This window comes from Thalassospiraceae bacterium LMO-SO8 (assembly GCA_031655335.1).
GTDB lineage: Bacteria > Pseudomonadota > Alphaproteobacteria > Rhodospirillales > Casp-alpha2 > UBA1479.
The window spans coordinates 766,753-790,652 of the sequence record CP134226.1 but is presented as its reverse complement, the minus strand read 5'-3'; the positions used below and the strand labels follow the sequence as shown (position 1 = coordinate 790,652).

The 23,900-nt window shown below is 66.0% G+C and carries 23 protein-coding genes; 14 read left to right on the top strand and 9 right to left on the bottom strand.

What is annotated here, in order from left to right; all coding sequences use genetic code 11:
- Positions 1-53: 53 nt before the first annotated feature.
- The 4 genes from RJ527_03820 to RJ527_03805 are packed head-to-tail and all read right to left on the bottom strand — an operon-like array spanning position 54 to position 3,624.
- A complete protein-coding gene (locus RJ527_03820; GenBank protein ID WND76879.1) occupies positions 54-983 on the bottom strand; it encodes an AEC family transporter in 930 nt (309 codons plus the stop codon).
- A gap of 22 nt (positions 984-1,005) precedes the next feature.
- Positions 1,006-1,740 carry a TerC family protein gene (locus RJ527_03815; GenBank protein ID WND76878.1) on the bottom strand — a complete coding sequence of 245 codons (735 nt, stop codon included), beginning with the start codon at positions 1,738-1,740 and terminating at the stop codon, positions 1,006-1,008.
- A gap of 28 nt (positions 1,741-1,768) precedes the next feature.
- Positions 1,769-2,536: a sulfite exporter TauE/SafE family protein gene (locus RJ527_03810; GenBank protein WND76877.1), complete on the bottom strand. Its 768-nt coding sequence runs from the start codon at positions 2,534-2,536 to the stop codon at positions 1,769-1,771.
- 2 nt (positions 2,537-2,538) lie between these two features.
- Entirely contained in the window at positions 2,539-3,624 is a 1,086-nt protein-coding gene (locus RJ527_03805) for an enolase C-terminal domain-like protein (GenBank protein WND76876.1), read from the bottom strand.
- A 217-nt stretch (positions 3,625-3,841) separates the two neighbouring features.
- Here RJ527_03805 and RJ527_03800 point away from each other — a divergent pair, with 217 nt between their 5' ends.
- The 12 genes from RJ527_03800 (at position 3,842) to RJ527_03745 (ending at position 15,087) form a co-directional block, all read left to right on the top strand.
- The gene (locus RJ527_03800) at positions 3,842-4,549 is read left to right on the top strand and encodes a hypothetical protein (GenBank protein ID WND76875.1); all 708 of its coding nucleotides are present in this window, start codon (positions 3,842-3,844) and stop codon (positions 4,547-4,549) included.
- 31 nt (positions 4,550-4,580) lie between these two features.
- Positions 4,581-5,498 carry an NAD(P)-dependent oxidoreductase gene (locus tag RJ527_03795; protein ID WND76874.1) on the top strand — a complete coding sequence of 306 codons (918 nt, stop codon included), beginning with the start codon at positions 4,581-4,583 and terminating at the stop codon, positions 5,496-5,498.
- Positions 5,499-5,626: 128 nt separating this feature from the next.
- The gene (locus RJ527_03790; protein ID WND76873.1) at positions 5,627-7,870 is read left to right on the top strand and encodes a hypothetical protein; all 2,244 of its coding nucleotides are present in this window, start codon (positions 5,627-5,629) and stop codon (positions 7,868-7,870) included.
- Positions 7,871-7,880: 10 nt separating this feature from the next.
- Positions 7,881-8,747 carry a VOC family protein gene (locus RJ527_03785; protein ID WND76872.1) on the top strand — a complete coding sequence of 289 codons (867 nt, stop codon included), beginning with the start codon at positions 7,881-7,883 and terminating at the stop codon, positions 8,745-8,747.
- Positions 8,748-8,858: 111 nt separating this feature from the next.
- A complete protein-coding gene (locus RJ527_03780; protein WND76871.1) occupies positions 8,859-9,626 on the top strand; it encodes a GntR family transcriptional regulator in 768 nt (255 codons plus the stop codon).
- A 37-nt stretch (positions 9,627-9,663) separates the two neighbouring features.
- Entirely contained in the window at positions 9,664-10,383 is a 720-nt protein-coding gene (locus RJ527_03775) for a succinate dehydrogenase/fumarate reductase iron-sulfur subunit (protein WND76870.1), read from the top strand.
- Positions 10,384-10,386: 3 nt separating this feature from the next.
- Positions 10,387-10,752, top strand: a complete 366-nt coding sequence (locus RJ527_03770) for a succinate dehydrogenase (GenBank protein WND76869.1) — start codon at positions 10,387-10,389, stop codon at positions 10,750-10,752.
- Between the two features lie 4 nt (positions 10,753-10,756).
- On the top strand, positions 10,757-11,095 hold the full coding sequence (locus RJ527_03765) for a succinate dehydrogenase (GenBank protein WND76868.1): 339 nt from the start codon (positions 10,757-10,759) through the stop codon (positions 11,093-11,095).
- A 10-nt stretch (positions 11,096-11,105) separates the two neighbouring features.
- Entirely contained in the window at positions 11,106-11,834 is a 729-nt protein-coding gene (locus tag RJ527_03760) for a sulfite exporter TauE/SafE family protein (protein ID WND76867.1), read from the top strand.
- Between the two features lie 12 nt (positions 11,835-11,846).
- Positions 11,847-12,722, top strand: a complete 876-nt coding sequence (locus RJ527_03755) for a fumarate hydratase (GenBank protein ID WND76866.1) — start codon at positions 11,847-11,849, stop codon at positions 12,720-12,722.
- A 17-nt stretch (positions 12,723-12,739) separates the two neighbouring features.
- Positions 12,740-13,351 carry a fumarate hydratase C-terminal domain-containing protein gene (locus RJ527_03750; protein ID WND76865.1) on the top strand — a complete coding sequence of 204 codons (612 nt, stop codon included), beginning with the start codon at positions 12,740-12,742 and terminating at the stop codon, positions 13,349-13,351.
- On the top strand, positions 13,348-15,087 hold the full coding sequence (locus RJ527_03745) for an FAD-binding protein (GenBank protein ID WND76864.1): 1,740 nt from the start codon (positions 13,348-13,350) through the stop codon (positions 15,085-15,087). Before RJ527_03750 ends, RJ527_03745 begins: the two co-directional genes overlap by 4 nt.
- 1 nt (position 15,088) lies before the next feature.
- Here the strand turns inward: RJ527_03745 and RJ527_03740 are convergent, their stop codons facing one another.
- Positions 15,089-15,820: a DUF1847 domain-containing protein gene (locus RJ527_03740; protein WND76863.1), complete on the bottom strand. Its 732-nt coding sequence runs from the start codon at positions 15,818-15,820 to the stop codon at positions 15,089-15,091.
- Positions 15,821-15,964: 144 nt separating this feature from the next.
- Here RJ527_03740 and RJ527_03735 point away from each other — a divergent pair, with 144 nt between their 5' ends.
- Positions 15,965-16,756 (top strand): hypothetical protein, encoded by a 792-nt coding sequence (locus tag RJ527_03735; protein ID WND76862.1) that lies wholly within the window; start codon positions 15,965-15,967, stop codon positions 16,754-16,756.
- A 102-nt stretch (positions 16,757-16,858) separates the two neighbouring features.
- The gene (locus tag RJ527_03730; GenBank protein WND76861.1) at positions 16,859-17,929 is read left to right on the top strand and encodes a hypothetical protein; all 1,071 of its coding nucleotides are present in this window, start codon (positions 16,859-16,861) and stop codon (positions 17,927-17,929) included.
- On the opposite strand, the gene RJ527_03725 is transcribed toward RJ527_03730, so the two are convergent.
- The 4 genes from RJ527_03725 to RJ527_03710 form a co-directional block, all read right to left on the bottom strand.
- A complete protein-coding gene (locus RJ527_03725) occupies positions 17,913-18,854 on the bottom strand; it encodes a bifunctional enoyl-CoA hydratase/phosphate acetyltransferase (protein ID WND76860.1) in 942 nt (313 codons plus the stop codon). The genes RJ527_03730 and RJ527_03725 overlap by 17 nt on opposite strands.
- Before the next feature lie 115 nt (positions 18,855-18,969).
- Complete coding sequence (xsc, locus tag RJ527_03720) at positions 18,970-20,751, bottom strand: sulfoacetaldehyde acetyltransferase (protein ID WND76859.1); 1,782 nt, start codon at positions 20,749-20,751, stop codon at positions 18,970-18,972.
- A 283-nt stretch (positions 20,752-21,034) separates the two neighbouring features.
- Positions 21,035-22,153, bottom strand: a complete 1,119-nt coding sequence (gene ald, locus RJ527_03715; GenBank protein ID WND76858.1) for an alanine dehydrogenase — start codon at positions 22,151-22,153, stop codon at positions 21,035-21,037.
- Between the two features lie 75 nt (positions 22,154-22,228).
- Positions 22,229-23,707 (bottom strand): PLP-dependent aminotransferase family protein, encoded by a 1,479-nt coding sequence (locus RJ527_03710; GenBank protein ID WND76857.1) that lies wholly within the window; start codon positions 23,705-23,707, stop codon positions 22,229-22,231.
- Positions 23,708-23,900 lie beyond the last annotated feature (193 nt).

Here is a 23,900-nt window from a genome sequence, read left to right as displayed (position 1 = left end):
GGGGGTCTCCTTGTCATCTCCCCGCTGCCGGGCGGCGGCCCGACGCCCAACGATTAGAATAGGTTTTGGGCGATCACAAGACTCACGGGCACGGTGATCAGGCTCAGCAATGTCTGCACCGTCACCATGCTGGCGGCCAGCGGCGCGTCGCCGCCCATCTCGCGGGCGATGGTGAAGGACGACGGCGGCATCGGCATGACCGCGAAAATGGTGATGACATAGGCCGGCACGCCCGTGACGCCCAGGTGCCAGCACATGGCCCAGGCGGCGGCCGGAAAGACCAGGAACTTGACCAGCGTGGCGACGGCGATGGGCGACGCCGAGGCCTTCATTTCGTGCAGGCGGATGTTGGCGCCGACGGCCAGAAGCACGATGGGCAGGGCCGCGCGGCCGAGCATTCCCGTCACTTCGTGGACCACCGGGATTTCGCCGGCCCCCAGATAGTTGACGCCGATGCCCAGGCCCACGGACAGGATCAGGGGATTGCGTGCCAGGTCCCTGGCCACGGGCGCCCACAGGCCGCTGCCGCTGCCCTGGCGCAGCAGGATGTTCATCAGGCTGATGACCAGCACATTGGTGGGTGGGACCAATACCGATGTGCACAGCGCGGCCACGGCCAGGCCTTCCGTGCCGAACAGGCGTTCGGCGATGGCGAGCGCGATGAACGTGTTGTGGCGGGCCGATCCTTGCAGGATGCTGGTGGCCTGGGGGCGGTTGAAGCCGAGCGCCAGGCCCAGGATCAGCGACACGGCCACCGCCGCCACAAGCCCGGACAGGATGATCGCCGCGAGCGGGCCGATGACACCGCCGGCCAGATCGGTGGTCGAGGTTTTGTAGAACAACAGGCTCGGGAACAGCACCCAATAGACCAGCTTGTCGTTCAGGTTCCAGAAGGTGACCGACGGAATGCCGCCCCGGCGCAACAGGTTGCCCAGAACGATCAGCACGAAGATCGGCAGGATCGACCATAGGATGTTCAGCATCGCCGGCTCCCGCTTTCCGCCGTCACTCGGCCTTGGCCGCGCGCAGGCGTTTCCGCCGCCGCTGTGCCGCCAGGTTCAGGACCTCGACCAGCATGGAAAAGGCGATGGCGAAGTACAGATATCCGCGCGGGATATGGAAATGCATGCCGTCGGCGACCAGGGCCATGCCGACCAGCAGCAGGAAGGCCAGCGCCAGCATCTTGGTCGTCGGATGATCCTGGATGAAACGCGCCACCGGGCCCGACGACCACATCATGATGACCATGGCGATGACGACGGCGGCGATCATGATGGGCAGGTGTTCGGCCATGCCCACGGCGGTGACCACGCTGTCGATCGAGAACACGATGTCGAGCACGACGATCTGGCCGATCACCGCGCCGAAGGTCGCCGTCTTGGCGCCGGTTTCATGTTCCTCGTCGCCTTCGATGGTGCCGTGGATTTCATGGGTGCCCTTGGCCAAAAGGAAAATGCCGCCCGTGAGCAGGATCAGGTCGCGCCAGGATACGGTATGGTCGATGAACGGAATGGTGAACACGGGCGCGGTCAGGCCGATGATCCAGGCGATGGAGGCCAGCAGCACGATGCGCATGCCCAGCGCCGCCGTCAGCCCCAGTTTGCGCGCCCTTTCCCGCTGCTCTGGCGGCAGTTTGGCGGCGACCACGGAAATGAACACCAGGTTGTCGATGCCCAGGACGATTTCCAGGGCGGTCAGCGTCAACAGCGAGAGCCACAGGTTGGGGTCGGCGAAGTCCATGGTCATGTCCTCCGAAAAGGGGTGGGCGTCAGAATACGGCGCGGCGGATCAGGTTCAAGCCGATCAGGAACAGCAGCACCAGCATGGCCCGGCGAAAGGCCTCTTCATTGATATGCCGGCGGATGCGTTCGCCGGCCAGAATACCGGCCATTCCGGGAACGCAGGCCGCCGTCGACAGCCAGACGTTCGACGGGTTCAGCACCCCGTTGGACCAGTAGAACGCGGCCAGCGGCACGGCGCCGGTGACGTAGACCAGGGCGACCGAGCGCACCCAGACGTCCTTCGGCAGCCGCAGCATGACCAGGTACATGATGATCGGCGGGCCCCAGACCGTGGACAGGCCGCCGAGCAGGCCGCCGGTCACGCCGGCCAGCGGCCCGGCCCACAGGCGCGTGCGCGGCGTCAGGGGGTCCAGATGCGGCTTCCACATGTTCGACGCGGCAAAGGCCGCGACGATGCAGCCGAGCACCAGAAACACGCCCTTGGTGTCCATGCCGGCCAGCATGCGCGAGCCCAGAAACAGACAGGGCAGGAATACGGCGATCAGCAGCCAGTGTTCCTTCAGCGTCTCTATCCAGCCGCTGGACCGGATCGCCTGCCACAGGTTGGTGACCAGAATCGGCATGACGACGAACGCGATGGTGTCCTTGGCCGGCAGCAAATCGAACGTGAAGATGATCGACATGGTGATGATCGGCAGTCCGATCCCGGAAATGCCCTTCATGGTGCCGCCGAGAAAGATCGCGAGCGCCAGCAGGGCCAGCGTCGCCGGCGGTTGGCCTAGAATATCCAGCATGCCTAGGCCGCCACCCGAACGGTTTCCGCCGCCAGTGCGTCCAGCGCCGCGTCGTCGATCAGCGCGGGTGCCCCAGGCGTCAGGATCATGGAACCGCGCTCGACCCGGATGGGATCGGCGAACAGGGTCCGGTGGGGTTTGAGGAAACCGTTCATCTCTCCGGCATTGGAAATATGCGTGCGGGCGATGCAGGCTTCCATCCAGCACCCCGGGTCGGCGGCGACGCCGTTGCCCAGCACGGGCTCCATGCCAAGCTCGCGGATGCGGGTCAGTTGTTCCGCCAGGGCGGAGAGCGACCCGGCCTTCATCAGCTTCAGTTTCACGAACCGGGCACTGCCGCTTTCCGCCGCGCGCTCGATCTCGGCCGGGCCGTAGATGCTTTCGTCCAGCATCATGGGCACGGATGAGATGTCGGAAACGGCCTTGGCGGCGTCCCAATCGTCCATGTGGCAGGGCTGTTCGAACAGTTCGATATGATCGGGTTCGAGAATACGGGTGAAGGCCAGGGCGTCGGCCCGGGAAAATCCCTGGTTGCCGTCGATGCGCAGTTTCAAGGTTCCGGCCGGCATGCGCCCGACCTCGCCCTGGATGAATTTCAGGCGCCTGGCGTCGGATTCCCATTCGAACCCGACCTTGACCTTGACCGTGCCGTAACCGGCCTGGCGATGGCGGTCCAGTTCCGCCGCGATGCCGGCGTCGTCGGACGCGCTGAGGATCGCCAGCAGCGGCACGGGGGTGTCCCTGGAAATGTCGAGGAAGGGGCTGCCTTCGGCCATTTCGACAGCGGTCACCACGGACGACACGGCGAAGGGGGCCTTCTTGAGATGGGTAAGCGCCAGATCCTTGGCCGCGTCCGCGTCCCTGCCTTTGATCAGGACGGCCAGTTCCTTCACCTTGGCCCAGGCGCTGTCGATGGTCTCGGCCGTATAGCCGGTCAGAATCGTCGCCTCGCCGACGCCGTGTTCGCCGCCGTCGCCCTGAATGGTGACCAGAATGGTGTCGAAGGCGGTGACGGCGCCGAAGGCAAGTTTGTAGGGCACCTTGAGGGGCAGCGACAGTCGGCGCAGGGTGACTTGGGAAACGATCATGGCGGGTGGTGCTTATGGATGCGTGGGCGGTATCGACACGGCCATCATAGCGGTTTCGCCCCGTGCCGCCAGCCATCTTCCTGACATCTCGTTCCGGTATGATTGGAAACCGTACCTTTTCGGCCATTCCTGTCCCCTGGCCCTGGAGCCGGGGTGCTCTATAATGCCCTTACATCGGGGCGGGAGGCCTTCACATCCATTGCGAGGACCGAAATCCATGAGCGAACAGAACGGCAAGAGCAGCACGGCAAAACCGGCGGCAAAACCGGCGGGCAAAACGGCGCCGAAGGCGGATGACAAGACGTCGGCGGCCCCGGAGCCGGCGGCCAAGGCGGCCGCCGACGGCAGCACCAAGAAATCCGCCCTGGGCGGGCTTTCCGGCGCCATCGGCATGGACGGGTCGGCGGCGACCTGGAAGCGGGTCGCCCTGGCGTTGTTCGTGGTGGCCGGTCTGGCCATCGTCGCCGCGGTCGACTACGCATCGGATGTGTCCCAGGCCCAGGATGACATGTCCCGCCTGCGTGCCCAGGTCGCCGAGGAACGCATCGCCATGAAGACGGCGCAGGACAAGTTCATGCAGGAATCCGCCGACATCGCGGAAGCCGTCGCGAACAAGAAGGAAGAGCTGACGGCGACCCAGGCGGACATCGACAAGCGCCGGGCCGAGGCCCAGGAGCTGGAGGCCAAGCTGTCGAGCCTTTACACGGAAACCAAGACGGCCCTGGAGGCGGCCTCGGAAGCGGCCCGCAAGCAGGCCGATGCCCAGGCCGCCCTCGACAAGCTGAACGCCGAGCGCGCCAAGCTGACCGCCCAGATCAAATCCGGGCGCGAGAACCTGGGGGCCCTGGAAAAGGACGCCGACAGCATGATGCAGGGGCTAAAGGACACGATTGCCCGCATCAAGGGCGCTCTCGACAAGCTCTGATCGCTCATTCAAGCAACAAGGACTGCACGACATGACGGCATACCGCGCGGCGGTGATCGGCCTCGGCGCCATGGGCATGGGCATGGCGAAATCCCTGGTCGCGGCGGGCATCGACACGGCCGGCTGCGACATTTCCGAGGATGCGCGCAACGCCTTCGCCGCCGGCGGCGGCCGGGCCGCCCAGACTCCGGCGGATGCCGCCCGGGGGGCGGACGCCATCGCCGTGGTCGTCGTCAACGCGCAGCAGGTCGAAGCCGTCCTGACCGGCCCCGACGGGGTGCTCGACACCCTGGCCCCGGGGGCGGTGGTTCTCGGTTGCGCCACCATGCCGCCGGACACGGCCGTTTCCCTGGCCAGGATGACCGAAGCCAAGGGGGCGCTCTATCTCGACGCGCCGATTTCCGGCGGGCCCGTCAAGTCGGCGGCGGGCAGGCTGTCGGTCATGGCCTCGGGCTCGGCGGCGGCCTTCGCCAAGGCCCGCCCGTTGCTCGACGCCGTGGCGGAAAAGGTGTTCGAACTGGGCGACGGGCCCGGCCCCGGATCGACCATGAAGATGGTCAACCAGCTGTTGGCCGGCGTGCATATCGCGACGGCCATGGAGGCCATGGCGCTGGCGATCAAAAGCGGCCTGGACGCCAAGACGGTGTTCGAGGTCATCACCGCCTCGGCGGGGAATTCCTGGATGTTCGAAAACCGGGTGCCCCATGTGCTGGACAACGACTACAGCCCGAAAAGCGCCGTCGATATCTTCATCAAGGATCTGGGCATCGTGCTGGCGCAGGGTGAGAAACTGGACCTTCCCCTGCCGATTTCCGAAACGGCGTTCGGCCGATACCAGCAGGCCAAGGACATGGGGCTGGGCCGCCAGGACGACGCGTCGCTCATCAAGGTCTATCAGCGGGACGGGGGATTTTCCCTACCCGGCGAGACCGAGGACGGCGGCGACTGAGGTTCCGGCGGCTTCCCTCTTTGTTGCCTCTTGCCAGCCGATGGATGAATATTAGCCGCACTGAGGTTCGTGCCGGGAATTGTCAGGATCCCTGAACCGATCAAGGTAAACTGGGGGACGTGGGAGGTATGCCGCTTTCGACCTATCTGCCGGAGGAAATGGGCTCCGTCTCCATCGCCCCCTTGGGGCCGGTGGAAGCGGGCAGTTTCCAATCCTTTTTCGTCATCTACACGGCGGGCAAGTTCGGGATCGACGATTCCGGCTCGCTCAAGATCGTGCACCGCTTCGCCTCGGACCTGGGCAGGTTGCAGATGGACGACCCGGAAGGCGCCAATTACGTCTCGGCCCAGGCGTCCAACGGCGCCGTCCTGCATATGGAATACGACCTCAAGCGCAACTTTCGGCCCTGGGACAAGACGCTCTACATCAAGGTCGTGCGCGGGTTCCTCAGTGAAGGCGACCGCATCGTGATCCGCATCGGCGACCGCCGGTTCGGCGGCCCGGGCGTGCGCATGCAGACGTTTCAGGAACAGGAATTCCAGTTCCGCATCCTGGTCGACGCCTTCGCGACCTATGACTACGTCGAGCTGCCCGACACACCGTCGATCGAGATCGTGTCCGGCCCGCCCGTGCTCTACAAAGCCGTTCTGCCGACCCTGAAACGGGTGGGCGAGACCTTTTTGCTGGGCCTCAAGGGCGAGGACCGCTGGGGCAATCCCTCGGCCAAATGCGAGGATACCTTTCGTGTCACCTCGACCCGGCCGGTCGAAAACCTGCCGGACGAGATCTCGTTCTACCCCGGCCAGGCGTCGGTGCAGATCGACGGCCTGCGCGCGGAAGAGGAAGGCGACCTGTGCATCGATCTGGTCGACATGGACGGCAACCTGGCGGCGCGCTCCAACCCGTTGCGCGTGGTGGCGAAGACCGACCGCGTCAGCTTCTGGGCCGACCTGCATGGCCAGTCTCAGGAAACCATCGGCACCAACAACGCACGTTCCTACTTTTCCTTTGCCCGCGACAGGGCGTTTCTCGACGCCACGGTGCATCAGGGCAACGATTTTCAGATCACGTCGGCATTCTGGGACGAGTTGAACAGCCTGAGCCGCGAGTTCACGCAGGACAGCCGCTTCATCGTCATCCCCGGCTATGAATGGTCGGCCAATACCTGCCTGGGCGGCGACCGCAATATTCTCTATGCCGAGGAAGGCCGGCCCATCTACCGCTCGTCCCACGCCCTGGTCGAGGACACCAGCGACCTGGCGCAGGACGCCAACAGCGTCGAGGACCTGTTCGACAAGCTGAAAGACGAAGACGTCATGGTGTTCGCCCATGTGGGCGGGCGCTATGCCGACATTCGGCGCGGACACGACCGAAAATTGGAACGTTCAGTCGAGGTTCATTCCGCCTGGGGCACCTTTGAATGGCTGGTCGAGGACGCCTTCGAGATGGGATATCGCACGGGCATTCTCGCGACCTCGGACGGGCACAAGGGCCGGCCCGGGGCTTCGCACCCCGGGGCCACGCGGTTCGGCGCCTACGGCGGGCTGACCTGCCTGTCCGCCGACGACCTGACCCGCAAGGATCTGATGACGGCGCTGAAACGCCGCCACCATTACTGCACCACGGGCTGCCGGGCGGTGCTGTCGACCCGGGTGACGCTGGACGCCCCCGCCGACCGCTTCGACGACGATCCGGCGCTCGGCGGGCCGCCCGACGAACGGGTCACCGAGGCGGTCATGGGCGACATCCTGCGCACCGGCGCCGACAGCGTGACCTTCGAGATCGACATCCATGCCGCCGCGCCGATCGAACGCATCGACATCCGCGACGGCCTGCGCCTGCTGGAAACCTGGCGGCCGTCGGAAAAGGAAGACATGGGCAGGCGCATCCGGGTCATCTGGGAGGGCTCCGAATACCGCGGCCGCGGCCGGGAAACCGTGTGGGACGGGTTCGCCGAACTGTCGGGCAACGCCTTCACGCACATCGAAGCCATCAACTGGTACAACATCGAAAAGCGCCTGGACCTGGTGTCGCCCCAGCGCGTCGAATGGTCGTCCCTGACCACGGGGGGCTTCATCGGTTTCGACGCCTGGCTGGACGACATGGTCATGGGCTGGCTGCGCATCGACACGCCCCTGGTCAAGAAAACCATCGCCGTGCAGGACATCGGGCGCGAGGATATCTGCCTGGAGGCCGGCGGTCTCGGCCGCCGCGTGCGGATCTACCGAATTCCCGAGGAAAACCCTCATAAGCGGCTCAAGCTGGAGCGCAAGATTCCCCTCAACCCCGACCGCGACAACGCCCTTTACGTGCGCATCGCGCTGGAAGACGGCCACGTCATCTGGTCGTCGCCCATTTACCTCGTTCCATGACAGGCTATCCATGACAGGCATCGATCACGTCGTCTTGGCCGCCCGCGATCTGGCGGCGCTTTCGGCCTTCTATGAACGGCTCGGTTTCACGCTGACGCCCCAGGCGCAGCACCCGTTCGGCACCGGCAACCGCCTGGCCCAGCTTCAGGGAAGTTTTATCGAGCTGCTGACCGTGACCAAGCCGGACGAGGTGCCCGAGGCCAAGGGCGGCGACTTTTCCTTCGGCGCCTATAACCGGGATTACCTGAAGACCGGGGACGGCATGTCCATGCTGGCCCTGACCTCGGATGGGTGGGAGATCGACCGGGCCCGGTTCGAGCGGGCGGGGTTCAAACTGCATGCTCCCTTCGCTTTCGGGCGCAAGGCGCGTCAGCCCGACGGCAGCGAGGTGAAACTGGATTTCCGTCTGACCTTCCTGACGGACCCGGCCCTGCCGCGGGCTCCCTTCTTCACCTGCGACCATCGCCATCCGGGGGAAATCTTCTGGAAACCCCAGTACCAGACCCATGCCAACGGGGCGCGGCGGATTGTCGAAGTGCAGATGGTCGCGGAAAACCCGGAAGCCCATATCGGCCTGTTCAAGCGCCTGTTCGGGGCGGTGGTGCCCATCAACGGCGGCATCTGCGCAGGCTTGGACGGGGCCGGGTTCTGCGTTCTGGAACCGGAGGCCTTTGCCGAGACCTATCCCGGGGTACAGCCTCCGGCGGTGCCGGAGGGCGAAGCGCGGTTCGCCGGGTTCCGCGTCGCCGTCGATGACCTGGACGTCGCCGAGGCTTTGTGGCGGAAGAACGGCGTCGCATTTCGGCGTGTCGGCGGGCGCATTTACGTTTCCGGCGAAGATGCCTTCGGTTGTCTCATCGTTCTGTCGATCAGCTGATTCGATGTGTTGAATACCTATATAGCTATATAGGACTTGAAGATTCTCGGTCTCCGGGTGTAGGAATCAAGGAAAGGCCGCGATAAACCGGCCGTATCAGGGAACGCATCCATGGTTTTCTCCGCCTTGGCGACGGTGCTTGAGGATGGCGCTCATTCAGGCATGCCGCGCCTGCCCAAGTACCTGCAACTGTCCGACGCCATCGCCCGCGCGATTTTGCAGGGCCGCCTGAAGACCGGCGAGAAACTGCCGCCGGAAAGCGAACTGGCGCGGGTGCTGCCGGCCAGCCTGGGCACCATTCAGCGCGCGCTCAACAATCTTGCCGAACGGGGTCTGCTGGTCCGCCGCCACGGTCACGGCACCTTCGTCGCCGAACCGGCGATGGCGCCCCAGGACCTGTGGCATTTCCGCTTTCTCGCCGATGACGGGCGCTCGCTGCTGCCGGTCTATACCCAGGTCGGCTCCATCGACGCCGTGCGCCGACCCGGGCCCTGGCGCGACTTTCTGGGCACCAGGGACCTGATCGTCGTCACCCGGCGCATCGACGTGGACCATGCCCATATGGGGATCAGCGAACTGTACCTGCCCGAATCCCGCGTGCCGGGCCTGTTGAAGGTTCGGCCCAAGGATTTGGAGAATGTGAACATCCGCGCTTTCCTCACGGACCGCTTCGGGGTCGCCACGGAACGTGTGCGCGAGATGGCCGCCTGCGGCCCTCTGCCGGAAACGGTCACGGCGGCCCTCGGCCTGACGCCGGGCATGGTGGGCTTGGCCTATCACATGGAAGGGTTCGCGCACCGCGACCGGCCCATCAGCTATCAGACCGCCTGGTTCCCGCCGGGCGGCCCGCGCCTGGTTCTCGGCGAGAAACACGAATAGGAAGACCCATAGGGATGGCCATACGGATGGAATACATATGAGCAACGACACCCTTACCGTGGAAATCTGGCGCGGCCGCGAGGACGGCCGGTTCGATACCTTCGAAGTGCCGCGCATGGCCAGCCAGACCGTGCTCGACATCGTCACCTACGTGCAGCGCAACCTGGACCCGGGGCTCAGCTACCGCTTCGCCTGCCGGGTCGGGGTTTGCGGGTCCTGCGCCATGACCGTGAACGGCAAGCCGCGCTGGACCTGCCGCACCCATGTCGACAAGGTCGCGGACGAGGGCGTCTTGCGCATCCAGCCCCTGAAGAACATGCCGGTGATCCGCGACCTTGCCGTGGACATGACCGAATTTTTCGAAAAATGGACCAAGGCCAAGGCCCATTTCGTGCCGACGGCGACCCGCCATGACGACTTCGCCCAGGTGTCGCCCAGCGACCCCAAGCGCAAGGAAGCCACGGCCGGCATCGAATGCATCAACTGCGGCGTCTGCTATTCGGCTTGCGACACGGTCGCCTGGCTGGGTGACTATCTCGGCCCCGCCGCCCTCAACCGGGCCTGGACCCTGGTCAACGACGCGCGCGACGGCGGTCAGCCGGAGCGGCTGAAGGCCATCGCCGGGACCGGCGGCTGTCAGGCCTGTCATTCCCACCAAAGCTGTTTCGAACTGTGCCCCAAGCATTTGAACCCGACGGCGTCGATCGCCGGGCTCAAGCGGGCGACGGTCAAGGCGGCGCTGAAGGGGGAGATCTGATCGATGACCCCCGAACGCGCCGAAACCCTGGAATGGCTGATGCAGCGGGTCTCCGCCGCCGTGCTGGCGGTCTGCGTGATCGTGCATCTGGCGGTCATCGTCATCGCCGTGCAGGGCGGGGTAACGTCCAAGGAAATCGTCGCCCGGGTCGGCGGTTCCGTGCCCTGGTTGATGTTCTATTCCGTGTTCGTGATCGCCGTGGCGCTGCACGCGCCGACGGGGCTGCGCAATATCCTGCGCGAATACACGGCCCTCGGCCGCCGCGCGACGCATTGGATCATGGCCGCCGTCTGCCTGGCCATCCTCGTCATGGGCTTCCGCGCCGTGATCGGGCTTTACGGCCTGGGAAACTTGGGAACGGGGGCGTAACACCATGAAAACGCACCGCAACCACGCCAACTACTGGGCCTTCGTCCTGCACCGGATTTCCGGGCTCGCCCTGCTGCTGTTCCTGCCGGCGCATTTTTATGTCCTGGCGCTGGCCGTCGAACAATCGGCGACCCTCGACATGTTCCTGTCGTGGACCGAAGCACCCGCGGTCAAGCTTTTGGAAACCGGGCTGGTGATCCTGCTCGCGGCCCACATGACCGGCGGCCTTCGCATCCTCGCCATCGAATTCCTCGCTTGGCGCAACTGGCAGAAATCGGTGGTCGCCGTCACCGGCGGATTGTCGCTCGCGGCGGGGCTGCTGTTCCTTCTCAATGCGGGATGACCGGATCACCATGAACGAGTTGTCGCCCGAACTGATCGTCGTTCTCGGCGCCTTCCTCGCGGCTTTCGTCGCGGGGGCGTCGGGCTTCGGTGACGCCCTGGTGTCGGCGGCGTTCTGGCTGCACGTCCTGCCGCCGGTCGAGGCCGCACCCCTGATTATCCTGACCGGCATCACCCTGCACGTGTTCCTGCTGCTCCGCCTGCGCAATCGCCTGGATTTCTCGCGCCTGCTGCCGTTCCTGGCGCTCGGCGTGATCGGCGTGCCCTTGGGCACCTGGCTGCTGCAACACCTGCCGCCGGAACCGTTCAAGCTCGCCGTGGGTGCCCTTCTGGTGCTTTACGGCGGCGGGCTGCTGATCTTCGCCAACCCGCCGACCATTACCCGGGGCGGGCGCGGGCTGGACGCGGCGGCGGGCGGCATCGGCGGCGTGCTGGGCGGCATGGCGGGCTTGTCCGGCATCGTGCCCGCGGTGTGGAGCGGCCTGCGCGGCTGGCCCCGCGATCAGGCCCGCGGCGTGACCCAGCCGTTCATCCTGATCATGCACAGCCTGTCCCTGGCCGCCATGGCCTACGCGGGCCTGATCACGCCGCAGCTGGCGCACAACTATCTTTGGGCCATGCCGGCCATGGCCCTGGGTGGGCTGATCGGCATCGGCTGCTACACCCGTTTGAACGAAGAACGCTTCCGGCGCATCGTCCTGGCCATCCTGGGCGTTGCCGGGGTGACGTTGATTGTCTAGGAGACGACCAAGATGAAACTCGATCTCGCCGCCGTCGAGGAAACGGCCAAACACCTGTACATCCAGGCGCTGAAGATTCTGCCGCCGGACATCAAGGACGGCTTCAAGCGCCTGGACGCGACGGAAACGGACCCGACCGCCAAGTCGATCCTGGCGACCATGATCAAGAACATCGACGTGGCCGAGGACACGACCAACCTCCTGTGCCAGGACACAGGAATTCCCATCTACAACATCCTGATCGGCCGGGGGGTCGAGGTCGACGGCCACGCCCTGAAGCAGGCGATCCGCAAGGGCTGCGAGCGGGCGACGGTGGAACATCCGCTGCGCTCCTCCGTCGTGCATCCGATCACCCGCGTGAACGAGCAGACGTCCTGCGGCATCAAGGTGCCGGTCATCACCATCGACTTTTCCGACAAGGACGAGTTCTTCGAGATGGAAATGATCCCCAAGGGGTCCGGCTCGGAGAACGGCAGTTTCCTGAAGATGTGCATCCCGGCGGAAGGCGTCGCCGGCATCAAGACCTTCGTCGTCGACAAGGTGATGGAAGTGGGCGGGCGCGTGTGCCCGCCGACCATCGTCGGCGTCGGTGTCGGCGGCACGTCGGACCTCTGCACCAAGCTGGCCAAGAAGGCGGGGGCCCGGCCCCTGGGCTCCGTCTGCGAAGACCCGGAGGGCGCCAAGCTGGAAAAGGAGCTGTCCCACGCCGTCAACATGCTGGGCATCGGCCCGCAGGGCCTGGGCGGCGATTCCACCGCTTTCGCCGTGCACGTCGAAACCGCCGCCACCCACATCACCATGAACCCGGTCGCCGTCAACATCATGTGCCATTCGGCGCGCCGCGCCCGGGCGACCTTCACGCCCAAGGGCGTCGAGATCGGTTTCTGAGGAAGGGAGCGAAGATCATGACCGAACATACGATCCACATGCCCTGCACCGAGGAACAGATCAGGGAACTCAAGGCCGGCGACACGGTGATCCTGGAAGACTGGCTTTACGGCATCCGCGACGCGACGCAGATCCACATGTTCGACAAGGGCCGCACGACCCGGTTCGACCTGAACGGCCATGCGGTGATCCACACGGCGCCCAACGTGAAGAAGGTGCCGAAGTCGAACTTCTGCCCGGCGGGCTACGAGAGCGTGTGCATCGGCACCACGACCTCGCAGCGCATGGAACGCTTCACCCGCCCGCTGATGGAGCAGTACGGCGTGCGCATGGTCATCGGCAAGGGCGGCCTCGGCGAGGACAGCCGCGCCGCGTTCCAGGAATTCGGCGGCGTGTACCTGGCCATCATCGGCGGCACGGCGGCGCTGGAAACGACCTGGATCGAACAGATCACGGACGTGGACCTGGAAGACCTCAACCCCGAATGCCTGTGGGAATTCAAGATCAAGGGCTTCGGCCCGCTGCTGGTCGCCATGGACGCCCACGGCGGCTCGCTCTATGACGGCGTCAAGAAGACCGCCGAGGATCGCCGCGCCGAGGCGCTGGCCAGCATGGGAGTTTCCTCGTGAAACCCGACATCGACACACAGCAGACCGACGTTCTGATCCTGGGCTCCGGCGGGGCCGGGCTGTTCGCGGCCCTGCACGCCAAGGACCTGGCGCCGCAGTTGAAGGTGACCGTGGCGGTCAAGGGCTTGCTCGGCAAGACCGGCTGCACCCGCATGGTGCAGGGCGGCTACAACGTCGCCCTGGCGCCGGGCGATTCCGCCGAACGCCATTTCATGGACACGGTCGAGGGCGGCAAGTGGCTCAACAACCAGGACCTTGCCTGGACCCTGGTGACCCAGGCCCAGGTCCGCATCCGCGAGCTGGAGAACGAGCTCGGCTGCTATTTCGACCGCAACCCGGACGGCTCCATCCACCAGAAGGCCTTCGCCGGGCAGACCTTCGACCGCACGGTGCACAAGGGCGACCTGACGGGCATCGAGATCATCAACCGCCTGATGGAACAGACCTGGGCGCGCGACGTCGACAAGCTGGAAGACCATCGCGCCATCGAGCTGATCAAGTCGGCGGACGGATCGCGCATGTCCGGCGTGCTGTTCATCGACATGCGCACGGGGCAGTTCCGCTTCGTGCAGGCCAAGGCCGTGCTGCTGGCGACCGGCGGCGGGCCGACCATGTACAAGTACCACACGCCCTCGGGCGACAAATCCTGCGACGGCATGGCCATGGCCCTGCGTGCGGGCCTTGGCATGCGCGACATGGAAATGGTGCAGTTCCACCCCACGGGCCTGATCGCCGGGTCGGACACCCGCATGACCGGCACGATCATCGAGGAAGGTCTGCGCGGCTTCGGCGGCTACCTGTTGGGCGGCGACGAACAGCGCTTCATGCACAAGTACGACGAGCGCAACGAGCGCGCGACCCGCGACATCGTGTCCCGCGCCATGTTCACGGAAATGCGCGCCGGCAACGTCGCCGCCAACGGCGGGCTCTACATCACCATGAAGCATCTGGATACGGCCCAGGTGCGCAAGAACTTCAAGGGCATGGTGGAGCGCTGCGCCGATTGCGGCTTCGACCTCGCCGCCGGGCTGGTCGAGGTCGTGCCCACGGCGCACTACATGATGGGCGGGGCCGAGTTCGAGGCCGATTGCTCGACCGCCATCCCCGGCCTGTTCGCCGCTGGCGAGGATACGGGCGGCGTCCACGGCGCCAACCGTCTGGGCGGCAACGGCGTCGCCAACTCGACCGTGTTCGGCGGCATCGCCGGCGACACCATCGCGGCCTGGACCCCCGACCACGGCCAATTCGCCGACCCGGACCCGGCCGCCCTGGAAGACGCCGTGATGCGCGCGGGCCGTCCCCTGACCCAACCGAAGGGCGACATCGACGGCATCCGCAAGCGGCTCTACGATCTGATGTGGGAAGACGCGGGCATCATCCGCGACCTGGACTCGTTGAAACGGGCCGAGGCCGGCCTGGAAACCCTCGAACACGATCTGGACGCCACCGGCGTCACCGGCACGGACCTGGCCTATAACCTGACCTGGCACGACTGGCTGAACCTGAAGAACCTGATCCTGGTGTCCAAGGCCATCACCGCGGCGGCCACGGCGCGGGACGACTCCCGGGGGGCGCACTACCGCGCCGATTACCCGGACGTGCGGGATGTCGAGAATTCCCGCTTCACCCGCGTGACCCTCGACGGCCACGGCCAGATCGGCATCACCACGGAGCCGGTGAAATTCACCCGCGTGAAACCGGGCGAGACCCTTCTGACGGAAGGGGCGGCGGAGTAGGCTATTCCCTCGCGGGCTTGGCGGCCGCCTTCGGCTTGTTCGGCGTCTTGGCCGGTTTGTCCGGGCCCCAGATGCGCGAATAGTAGGTGTCCGCCAGGTTCAGGGCGCCGATGGGGTTGTGGGCGAGCACCCGGTCCTTGGCGACCAGGGTCGTCGCCAGGCCCTGCGAGTATTTGAAGAACAGGCTGTCGTGACCGACGCAGAGGCCCAGCACGATGTTGAATTCGCAGCCGGCCGCGTTCAGCACCTGGGCCTGCGATACCGGGTTGCACATGCTTTCGTGCTGGCCCGGGCGGATTTTCTCGTCGTCGCGCAGGCCGATGTCTTCCTTGGGCACGCCGCCGTGCTTGCAGGCGGTCGAGACGACCTCGAACCCGTGGCTTTCCAGCACGCCGCTCAGAACCTTGGCCTGTTCCAGGAAGCTGATGCAGCTGGCGACGCCGATCTTGGTGAAGCTCATCTGCCTGGCGAACTGGACGATCTCCTCGACCCGCGTCCATTTACAGTAGCCTTCGGCCTCGATCCGGGCCGAGACCTGGGCGACCTTCAGGATGGTCGGATCCTGGTAATGGCCGACGGCGTCCCGGATGGTATCGGGGCAGACCTTGGACGGGCAGAACCCGGGCCCACGGCTGTCGCCTTCGCCCTGGCGGCAGGCCTGAACGCTGGGCGGGCAGTAGGCGCAGCCCGGTTCCTCGTACACGGTGCCTGAAGATGTCTTGTCGCCGTCCATGAATCGTTCTCCTCACCTTTGCGGGGCAGGCGGCCCCTCTGTGCCTGGAATCTAATCGGCATGGGGCCCCCGGACATTGATGCAGATCACCGCAGGCAATGCCTAGGCCGTGACAAGCCGGATACAACCCCCTAGGATTCCGTCATGATTCGGATCCGCTCCGTCGCGGCGCTCGGCGCCGCCGTGGTCGTGCTCGCCGGCTGCCTGCAGCTGACGCAGGCGCGGCGCGTGACCGATCCGCCCGCCAAGGCGCCCGCCGATCCGCTCGACGCCTATACCTTCCAGATCGACAAGGCACGGGAGACGGGCCGGTGGTCCGAGGGCGAACAGTGGATCGCCCGGGTTCCGCCCAATCTGATTGACGACTACCGCCGCTGGTTCGAACCGCAGGCCCATTACTTTCCGCCGCTGTGGATTTACGCCTCGGCGCGCAAGCTGGAGCAGGACGGAAACGAGCTGAAGGCCGCCTATTGGTACATCGCCGCCCGCGAGCGCCAAATCCGCCAACTGCGCCGCTGCCGCGACGACAGCGCCAAGGAACAGTTGATCTGGGCCGACGGCGCCTTCGCCGACCTGCGCCGGGAAATGGGCCGCCATGAGGAACTGACCCGCTACGCCGCCAAGCATGCCTTCACCTGGCTTGACCGGCACGAGGACACGGACGACGGCCTGCTCGAGGCCTGTCTGCGCGGCAAGGCGGGGGCGGAACGGGCCAAGGACGGCAAGCTCATCCCCGTCGAGGGCGCGGACGGCCAGGGCAAGACCTTCCGCCTGGTCCCGCCGCCGGTGGAAAATCCCGCCGACTGGATCGTCCCGGCGGCCGAAATTCACGACATCCGCACCTGGTCGCGCATCCTGATGAAGCAGGACGTTGCGAAGATTCTGGGTGAGCCGGCGGTCGAGCCGCCCACGCCGACCATCACGCCGCTGCGCTAGGTGCGCGGGGACCCGGGTGTTGACCGGGAATTTATCTGCATTTTTATATATATTGTGATGACCGGCACATCCCTTTGCCGCGCGACAAGGCATGGATCAGGCATGAGCAAACCCGCGTTTCCGCAAACGCCGTCGGGCGTGACCGATTGGGAGAAGGTGTTCGAGGACCCGAACGAGGGCCTGATCGCCGTGATCGCCAGCGCACCCAACGCGGCGGCGCTTCGAAGCTGCCTGGAGGCCGTGACCCGTCAGTTGTTCACCCGCAAGGGGGACGAGCTGGAAATCACCCGCGTCGAAGGCGAGATCGAGCGCATGTTCGCCAACGCCGGCGGCGCCACGCCCACGGACGACGCCGTGGCATTGCTGCGCTCCATCAAGGATCTGCGCACCCGCAAGGCGCAGGAATTCCTGGCGCGCAAGCATGCGGATGCCGCCGACCGCCGCGCCAAGGAAGAGGGCGGCGGACTGAAGCGTCTGGCCTATCTGGCGTTCAAGGACCCCAAGTATCTGATCGGCGCCACGGTCGCCATGCTGGCCTTGGCGGGCTATCTGTACATCGCCCTGAACGACCTGAGCACGGAAACCGCCGAGAACCCGGAAACGCCCCCTGCGCCTGAAGCCGCAGCCCCAGCCGCGGACGCCCCCCCGCCCCAGGAGGGCGTTGTGGTCATTCCCCCGGTGGGGGCGCCGGTCGACACCGCTCGCAAGGCCGAAGACCCCAAGTCCGGCCCCATGTCCGGCATCGCCGCCGCCCTGCCGACGCAGCGCCGCGCCGCGCCCCCGGAGGAGGACACGCCGCCGCCGACGATCCTGTTCAAGCATGTGCCCATCCCCCGGCCGTTCGTCGGCAAGCGGGGCACGGCGGAAGCCGTGTTGCCGGTCGCCATCATGGCCGAGCGGGATGCGGTGGAGGATATCTGCGACATCGCGCCGGTGATCTATCACATGGTCAACATCGCGTTGTCGGACGCGGGGTTGGCCGGTTCGGACTATAACGATTTCGATCTGGAGCGGATGGCCCGGACCCTGACCCGCAAGGTCAATCGCGAACTGGGCCGGTCCCTGGTGGAACGCATGGTCTTGATTCGCGACCCCGGCCGCAATGTCTTTGCCCGCCACGATTGCGCCCAGGCGCCGAAAGCCATGGTGCGGCGGCTCAATCTGGGCCGTTAGTCCCCCCGGCGGCGGCGATGGCGGCGATGGCGGTGGCGGCGAAGCGGGCTTCGGGCGGATCGGCGCGCGACGTCAGCACGATCGGCACCTTGGCCCCCAGCACGATACCCGCGGCCAGGCCGCTCATGAAATAGACCATCATCTTGAACAGCCCGTTGCCCGTTTCGATGTTGGGCACCACCAGGATGTCGGCGTTGCCGGCGACGGGGCTGTCGATGCCTTTCAGCCTTGCCGCCTCGGGCGATATGGCGTTGTCGAAGGCGAAGGGGCCGTCGACGATCGCCCCCGTGACCTCGCCGGCGCGGGCACGCTCGACGATCACCTTGGCCTGCATGCTCGACGGCATGGCCGGCAGGGCGCTTTCCGTGCCGGACAGGATGGCGACCTTGGGGTTGGCGTTGCCCAGCGCATGGGCCAGACCGACCGCGTTGTTGACGATGTCGATCAGGGTGTTTTCATTGGGGGCGATATTGACGGCCCCGTCGGTGATCATCAGCACCCGGTCGCTGCCGGGCACGGTCATGTGAAAGACGTGGGACAGGCGCCGTCCCGTGCGCAGCCCCGTCTCGCGGGCGACCACGGCGGCCATCAGGGCATCGGTATGGACATGGCCCTTCATCAAGGCCTTGACCTCGCCGTCACGGGCCAGGGCCACGGCCATGCGCGCGGCGGCGGCTTCGTCTTCTTCTCCGGTCTCGACGATACGAAAGGATGAAATGTCCCAGCCCATGGTTTCGGCCAGGCTTTCGATCTCATCCCGGTCACCGACCAGGACCGGCGCGATCAGGCCCGCGTCCGTCGCCTGACGGGCACTTTCCATGACCACCATGTTGTCGGCCCCGGCGACGGCCATGGGCACGCGGTCCAGGCCCTTGGCCCTATCGAGCAGGTATTGGGGAACTTCGAACGGCGCGGTGCTCAGCATGGTTCAGCATACACCCAAAAAAAGGGGCGCCCGCAAGAAAGGGGCGCCCGGGAAAAGGGGAGGGCCGGGAGACGGGCGGTGGTTGCCGCGGCCTCCCGGCCTCTTGCAAGGGCGCTTAGGCCCCTTTCTGCGGGCGCATGTCGCCGGGATTGATCCCCGCGACCTCGACCGGCGCCTTCATGGCGTCGCGGCGGAACGGCTCGCCCAGTTCCTGGTTCAGGATGACCTCGATGAAGGTCGTGGTCTTGTTTTCCATCTGCGCCTTCACGGCGGCGTCCAGGGCATCGGTCAGTTCCTGCATGGTCGTGACCTGCACGCCCTTGAGGCCGCAGGCATCGGCGATCTTGGCGTACTGGACGTCGAGGTCCAGTTCCGTGCCGACGAAATTGTCCTGATACCACAGCGTGGTGTTGCGCTTTTCGGCACCCCACTGGTAGTTGCGGAAGATGACCATGGTGATGGCCGGCCATTCGTCGCGGCCGACGGCGGTCATCTCGTTGGCGGAGATGCCGAAGGCGCCGTCACCGGCGAAGCCGACGACCGGGGTGTCCGGGCAGGCGATCTTGGCGCCCATGATCGACGGGAAGCCGTAACCGCAGGGCCCGAACAGGCCCGGGGCCAGGTATTTGCGGCCCTGTTCGAAGGTCGGATAGGCGTTGCCGATGGCGCAGTTGTTGCCGATGTCGGACGAGATGATGGCGTCGCGCGGAAGCGCCGCCTGAATGGCGCGCCAGGCCATGCGCGGGCTCATCCGTTCCGGATGCTTGTTGCGCGCGCGTTCGTTCCAGGTCGTGCCCGGATCGTCGTCTTCATGGTCCATGGACGACAGGGTCTGCAGCCAGCGCGACTTGGTGGTGGAGATCAGGTCCTCGCGCTCCTTGCGCCCGGCGTCGCCGGCGGTCGGGGCCAGCCCGGCCAGGATCTGTTCGGCGACCTGCTTGGCGTCGCCCTGGATGGCGACATCGACCTTCTTGGTCAGGCCGATGCGTTCGGCCTTGATGTCGACCTGGATGATCTTGGCGTTCTTCGGCCAGTAATCCATGCCGTAGCCGGGCAGGGTCGAGAACGGGTTCAGCCGCGTGCCGAGCGCCAGCACCACGTCGGCCTTGGAGATCAGCTCCATGCCGGCCTTGGAGCCGTTGTAGCCCAAGGGCCCGGCGAACAGCGGGTGCGAGCCCGGGAAGGCGTCGTTGTGCTGATAGCCGCAGCACACCGGGGCCGACAGGCGTTCGGCCAGCGCCTTGGAGGCCTCGATGCCGCCCGACAGCACCACGCCGGCACCATTCAGGATGACCGGGAACTTGGCGGTCGACAGCATCTTGGCGGCATCGGCGATGGCCTGCTTGCCGCCCGACGGGCGTTCGATGTTGATGACCTGGGGCAGGTCGATGTCGATGATCTGGGTCCAGAAATCGCGCGGCACGTTGATCTGCGCCGGGCCGGAACCGCGCCAGGCTTCGGTGATCACGCGGTTCAGGACCTCGGCGATGCGGGTCGGGTCGCGGACCTCTTCCTGATAGCAGACCATGTCTTCGAACAGGGCCATCTGCGGGATTTCCTGGAAACCGCCCTGGCCGATGGTCTTGTTGGCCGCCTGCGGCGTGACCAGCAGCATCGGCGTGTGGTTCCAATAGGCGGTCTTGACCGGAGTCACGAAGTTGGTGATGCCGGGGCCGTTCTGGGCGACGCACATGGCCATCTTGCCGCTTGAGCGCGTAAAGCCGTCGGCCATCATGCCGGCGTTGCATTCATGGGCGCAGTCCCAGAAGGTGATCCCCGCCTTGGGGAACAGGTCCGAGATCGGCATCATGGCCGAGCCGATGATGCCGAAGGCATGTTCGATGCCGTGCATTTGCAGGACCTTAACGAAGGCCTCTTCCGTGTTCATCTTGGTCATGCTTGGGATCCTCCCGTAAGCAGTTTGGCCGGCCGCCGCTTGGGGCCGGCATGGAGTGTTGTTCCGTACGTTATAGCACCCTTAACGCGGTTGGCGCGCGGCGCCGGGCACGTCCATTGGCCCCTATTCGGCGTGGCGGTCACCACCGCATTCCGTGAGGATGTAGGTAGGCCTTCCCTAGTCCAGGGGATAGGGCCAGTTGCCGCCTTTTGGTCCGGCCAGAAATCGGTTTATGGTGCGATATCGTCCCAGTTTTGAGATTTTGATACGATTTTCTGCCGTTCTAGGCCCCCAGGGCGGTGCGCGGCTCCACGAACGGCAGGCCCTGGGCATCGGCCACGGCCCGATAGGTCAGCTTGCCCTTGTGCACGTTGAGGCCGGCCAGCAGATGGGGGTCGTCGGCCAGGGCCTGTTCGGCGCCCTTGCCCGCCAGGGCCAGGATGAAGGGCAGGGTCGCGTTGTTGAGCGCATAGGCCGAGGTATGGGCGACCGCCCCCGGCATGTTGGCGACGCAGTAATGGACCACCTCGTCGACCACGAAGGTCGGCGCCGCATGCGTGGTCGGGCGCGACGTCTCGCAGCAGCCGCCCTGGTCGATGGCGACATCGACGATAGCCGCCCCGGACTTCATGACCATGACCATGCTGCGCGTCACCAGTTTGGGAGCCTCCGCGCCCGGCACCAGCACGGCGCCGATCACCAGGTCGGCGGCGGTGACTTGTTCTTCCAGCGTGTGGCGGTTGGAATAGACGGTCTTCAGGCCCAGGCCCATGCGGTGTTCCAGGTGCCGCAGGGTGGTCACGTCGGTGTCCAGCACGGTCACGTCCGCCCCCATGCCCAGCGCCACCACGGCGGCGTTGGCGCCGACCGTGCCGCCGCCGATGACGACCACCTTGGCGGGGGCCACGCCGGGCACGCCGGACAACAGGATGCCGCGCCCGCCGGCTTCCTTTTCCAGGCAGTGCGCGCCCGCCTGCACGGCCATGCGCCCGGCGATCTGGGACATGGGCCGCAACAGGGGCAGGCCGCCCCCGGCGTCGGTCACGGTTTCATAGGCGATGGCGGTGACGCCCGTATCCAGCAACTCGCGCGTCTGTTCGGGGTCGGGGGCCAGGTGCAGGTAGGTGAACAGGACCTGTCCCTCGCGCAGCATCCGGCGTTCCTCGGCCTGGGGCTCCTTGACCTTGACGATCAAGTCCGCCCGGGCGAACACGGCGGCCGCGTCGGGTTCGATCTCCGCCCCGACCCGGACATAGGCCTCGTCCGCGGCGCCGATACCCTTGCCCGCGCCGGTTTCGACCAGCACGGTATGCCCCTGGTGCACCGCCTCGGCGACGCTCGCGGGCGTCATGCCGACCCGGTATTCGTGAACCTTGATCTCCTTGGGCACGCCGATGCGCATGGTACTTCTCCCGGCCTGTTCAGGGCGTCGATGTTACCACTGCGGGCCGGGGGGGCAACTTGATACGGATCAGGGTCAGATATCGCGCTTGATGATGTCGGCGAGCAGACGGATGCCCGGCTCGATCCGCTCGGCCGCGATCGACGAGAATCCCAGGCGGAAATGGTTGCGGGGGGCGTTTTTGGCCGCGAAGTTGACGCGCCCCGGTTCGATGATCACGCCGTCGTCGAGCGCCCGGTCGGCCAGCTTGCCGGCATCGAAGCCGTCCGGCCCGCTGACCCAATAGCTGGTGCCGCCGAAGGTCGGCGCCTTGGACCAGCCGGGCAGATGGTCGGCCAGCGCCCGGCCCATGATCTTCCAGCGTTCGCGGTAGGCCTTCTGTAGCTTGTGGACCAGGCTGTCGTGATGGCCCAGCGCCAGGAACAGGGCCGCCGTGCGCTGGTTGTTGTTGGGCGCGTGGCGCAGCATCAGGCGGCGCAAGGCGCGGGCTTCCTTGATCAGCGGCGCCGGGCCGACCAGATAGCCGAGCCGCAGGCCCGGAAACAGGGTCTTCGACAGGGACCCCACGTAGATCACCCGCCCGGCCGTATCCATGGATTTCAGGGCCGGCGTTGGTTCGGACACGTAATTGGTTTCCCACTCGTAATCGTCCTCGATGATCACGAAGTCCTTTTCCCCGGCCCGGGTCAGCAAATCCTGCCGCCGGGCCTTGGGCATGGTCACCGTGGTCGGCGCCTGGTGGGACGGCGTGACGAACACGATGTCGGCGCCGTCCAGTTGCTGGTTCACGGGCAGGCCGTGGGCGTCGACCGGAACCGGCAGGATGCGGTCCGTCTTCAACCCGAAAATGTTGCGCACGTCGGGATAGCCCGGGTCCTCGATGGCGACGCAGGTCTCGTCCCGCACCAGCAGGGCGGCCAGGATATAGAGCGCGTTCTGCGCGCCCAGGGTCACCAGGATTTCATCGTCGCGGGCCAGGATGCCCCGGCGCGGCAGCAGGCGCGTCTGAATCTGTTCCACCAGCATGGGATCGTCGGCGGCGAGCGCGTCGCCGGTCCATACGTCCATGCCCTTGCGGCCCAGCGCCTGGCGTGAGCATTCCCGCCACTGCGCGATGGGAAACAGGGACTGGTCCACCTGGCCGTAAATGAAGGGGTAGGGGTAGGTCAGCCAGTTGCCCGGTTTTACGATATTGGACTGATCGGACGGATGAACCTGGAACCGCGCGGCCCAATCGGGGCCGTTGCCGGGCCGCGGGTCCGGGGCGGGCGGCGGCGCGGCGGGCTCGTCGGCGCGGCCTTCCATGATGTCGTCGGTGACGTAGAAGCCGGACCGTTCGCGGGATTCCAGATAGCCGTCGTCGACCAGCCCCTGATAGGCCAGAACCACCGTATTGCGCGACACACCCAGGCTTTTCGCCAGTTTGCGCGACGATGGCAGAGGGTCGCCCGCCGGCAACTGGCGGCCCAGGATGGCCGAAACCAGCATCTCGCGAATCTGGCCTTGGATCGAGATGTTGGGCCGCCGGTCCAGGTGAAATATGCCGTCGCGCATGTCGCTCCGTTGGTCTGCATAAGTGCGAAAAGTGGTCCAGGGAATAACCCGGTCTGGCTCTAACATGGTGCCAGAAGCGCAGATTACGATCAGGCCAATCAACTGACAAGTCCGGCGGTCCGGAGAATTCCGATGGGCCGCACGGCATTACCGCCGCCAGGAACCGACCTGCAGCGCTCCCGAGGAGGATCGA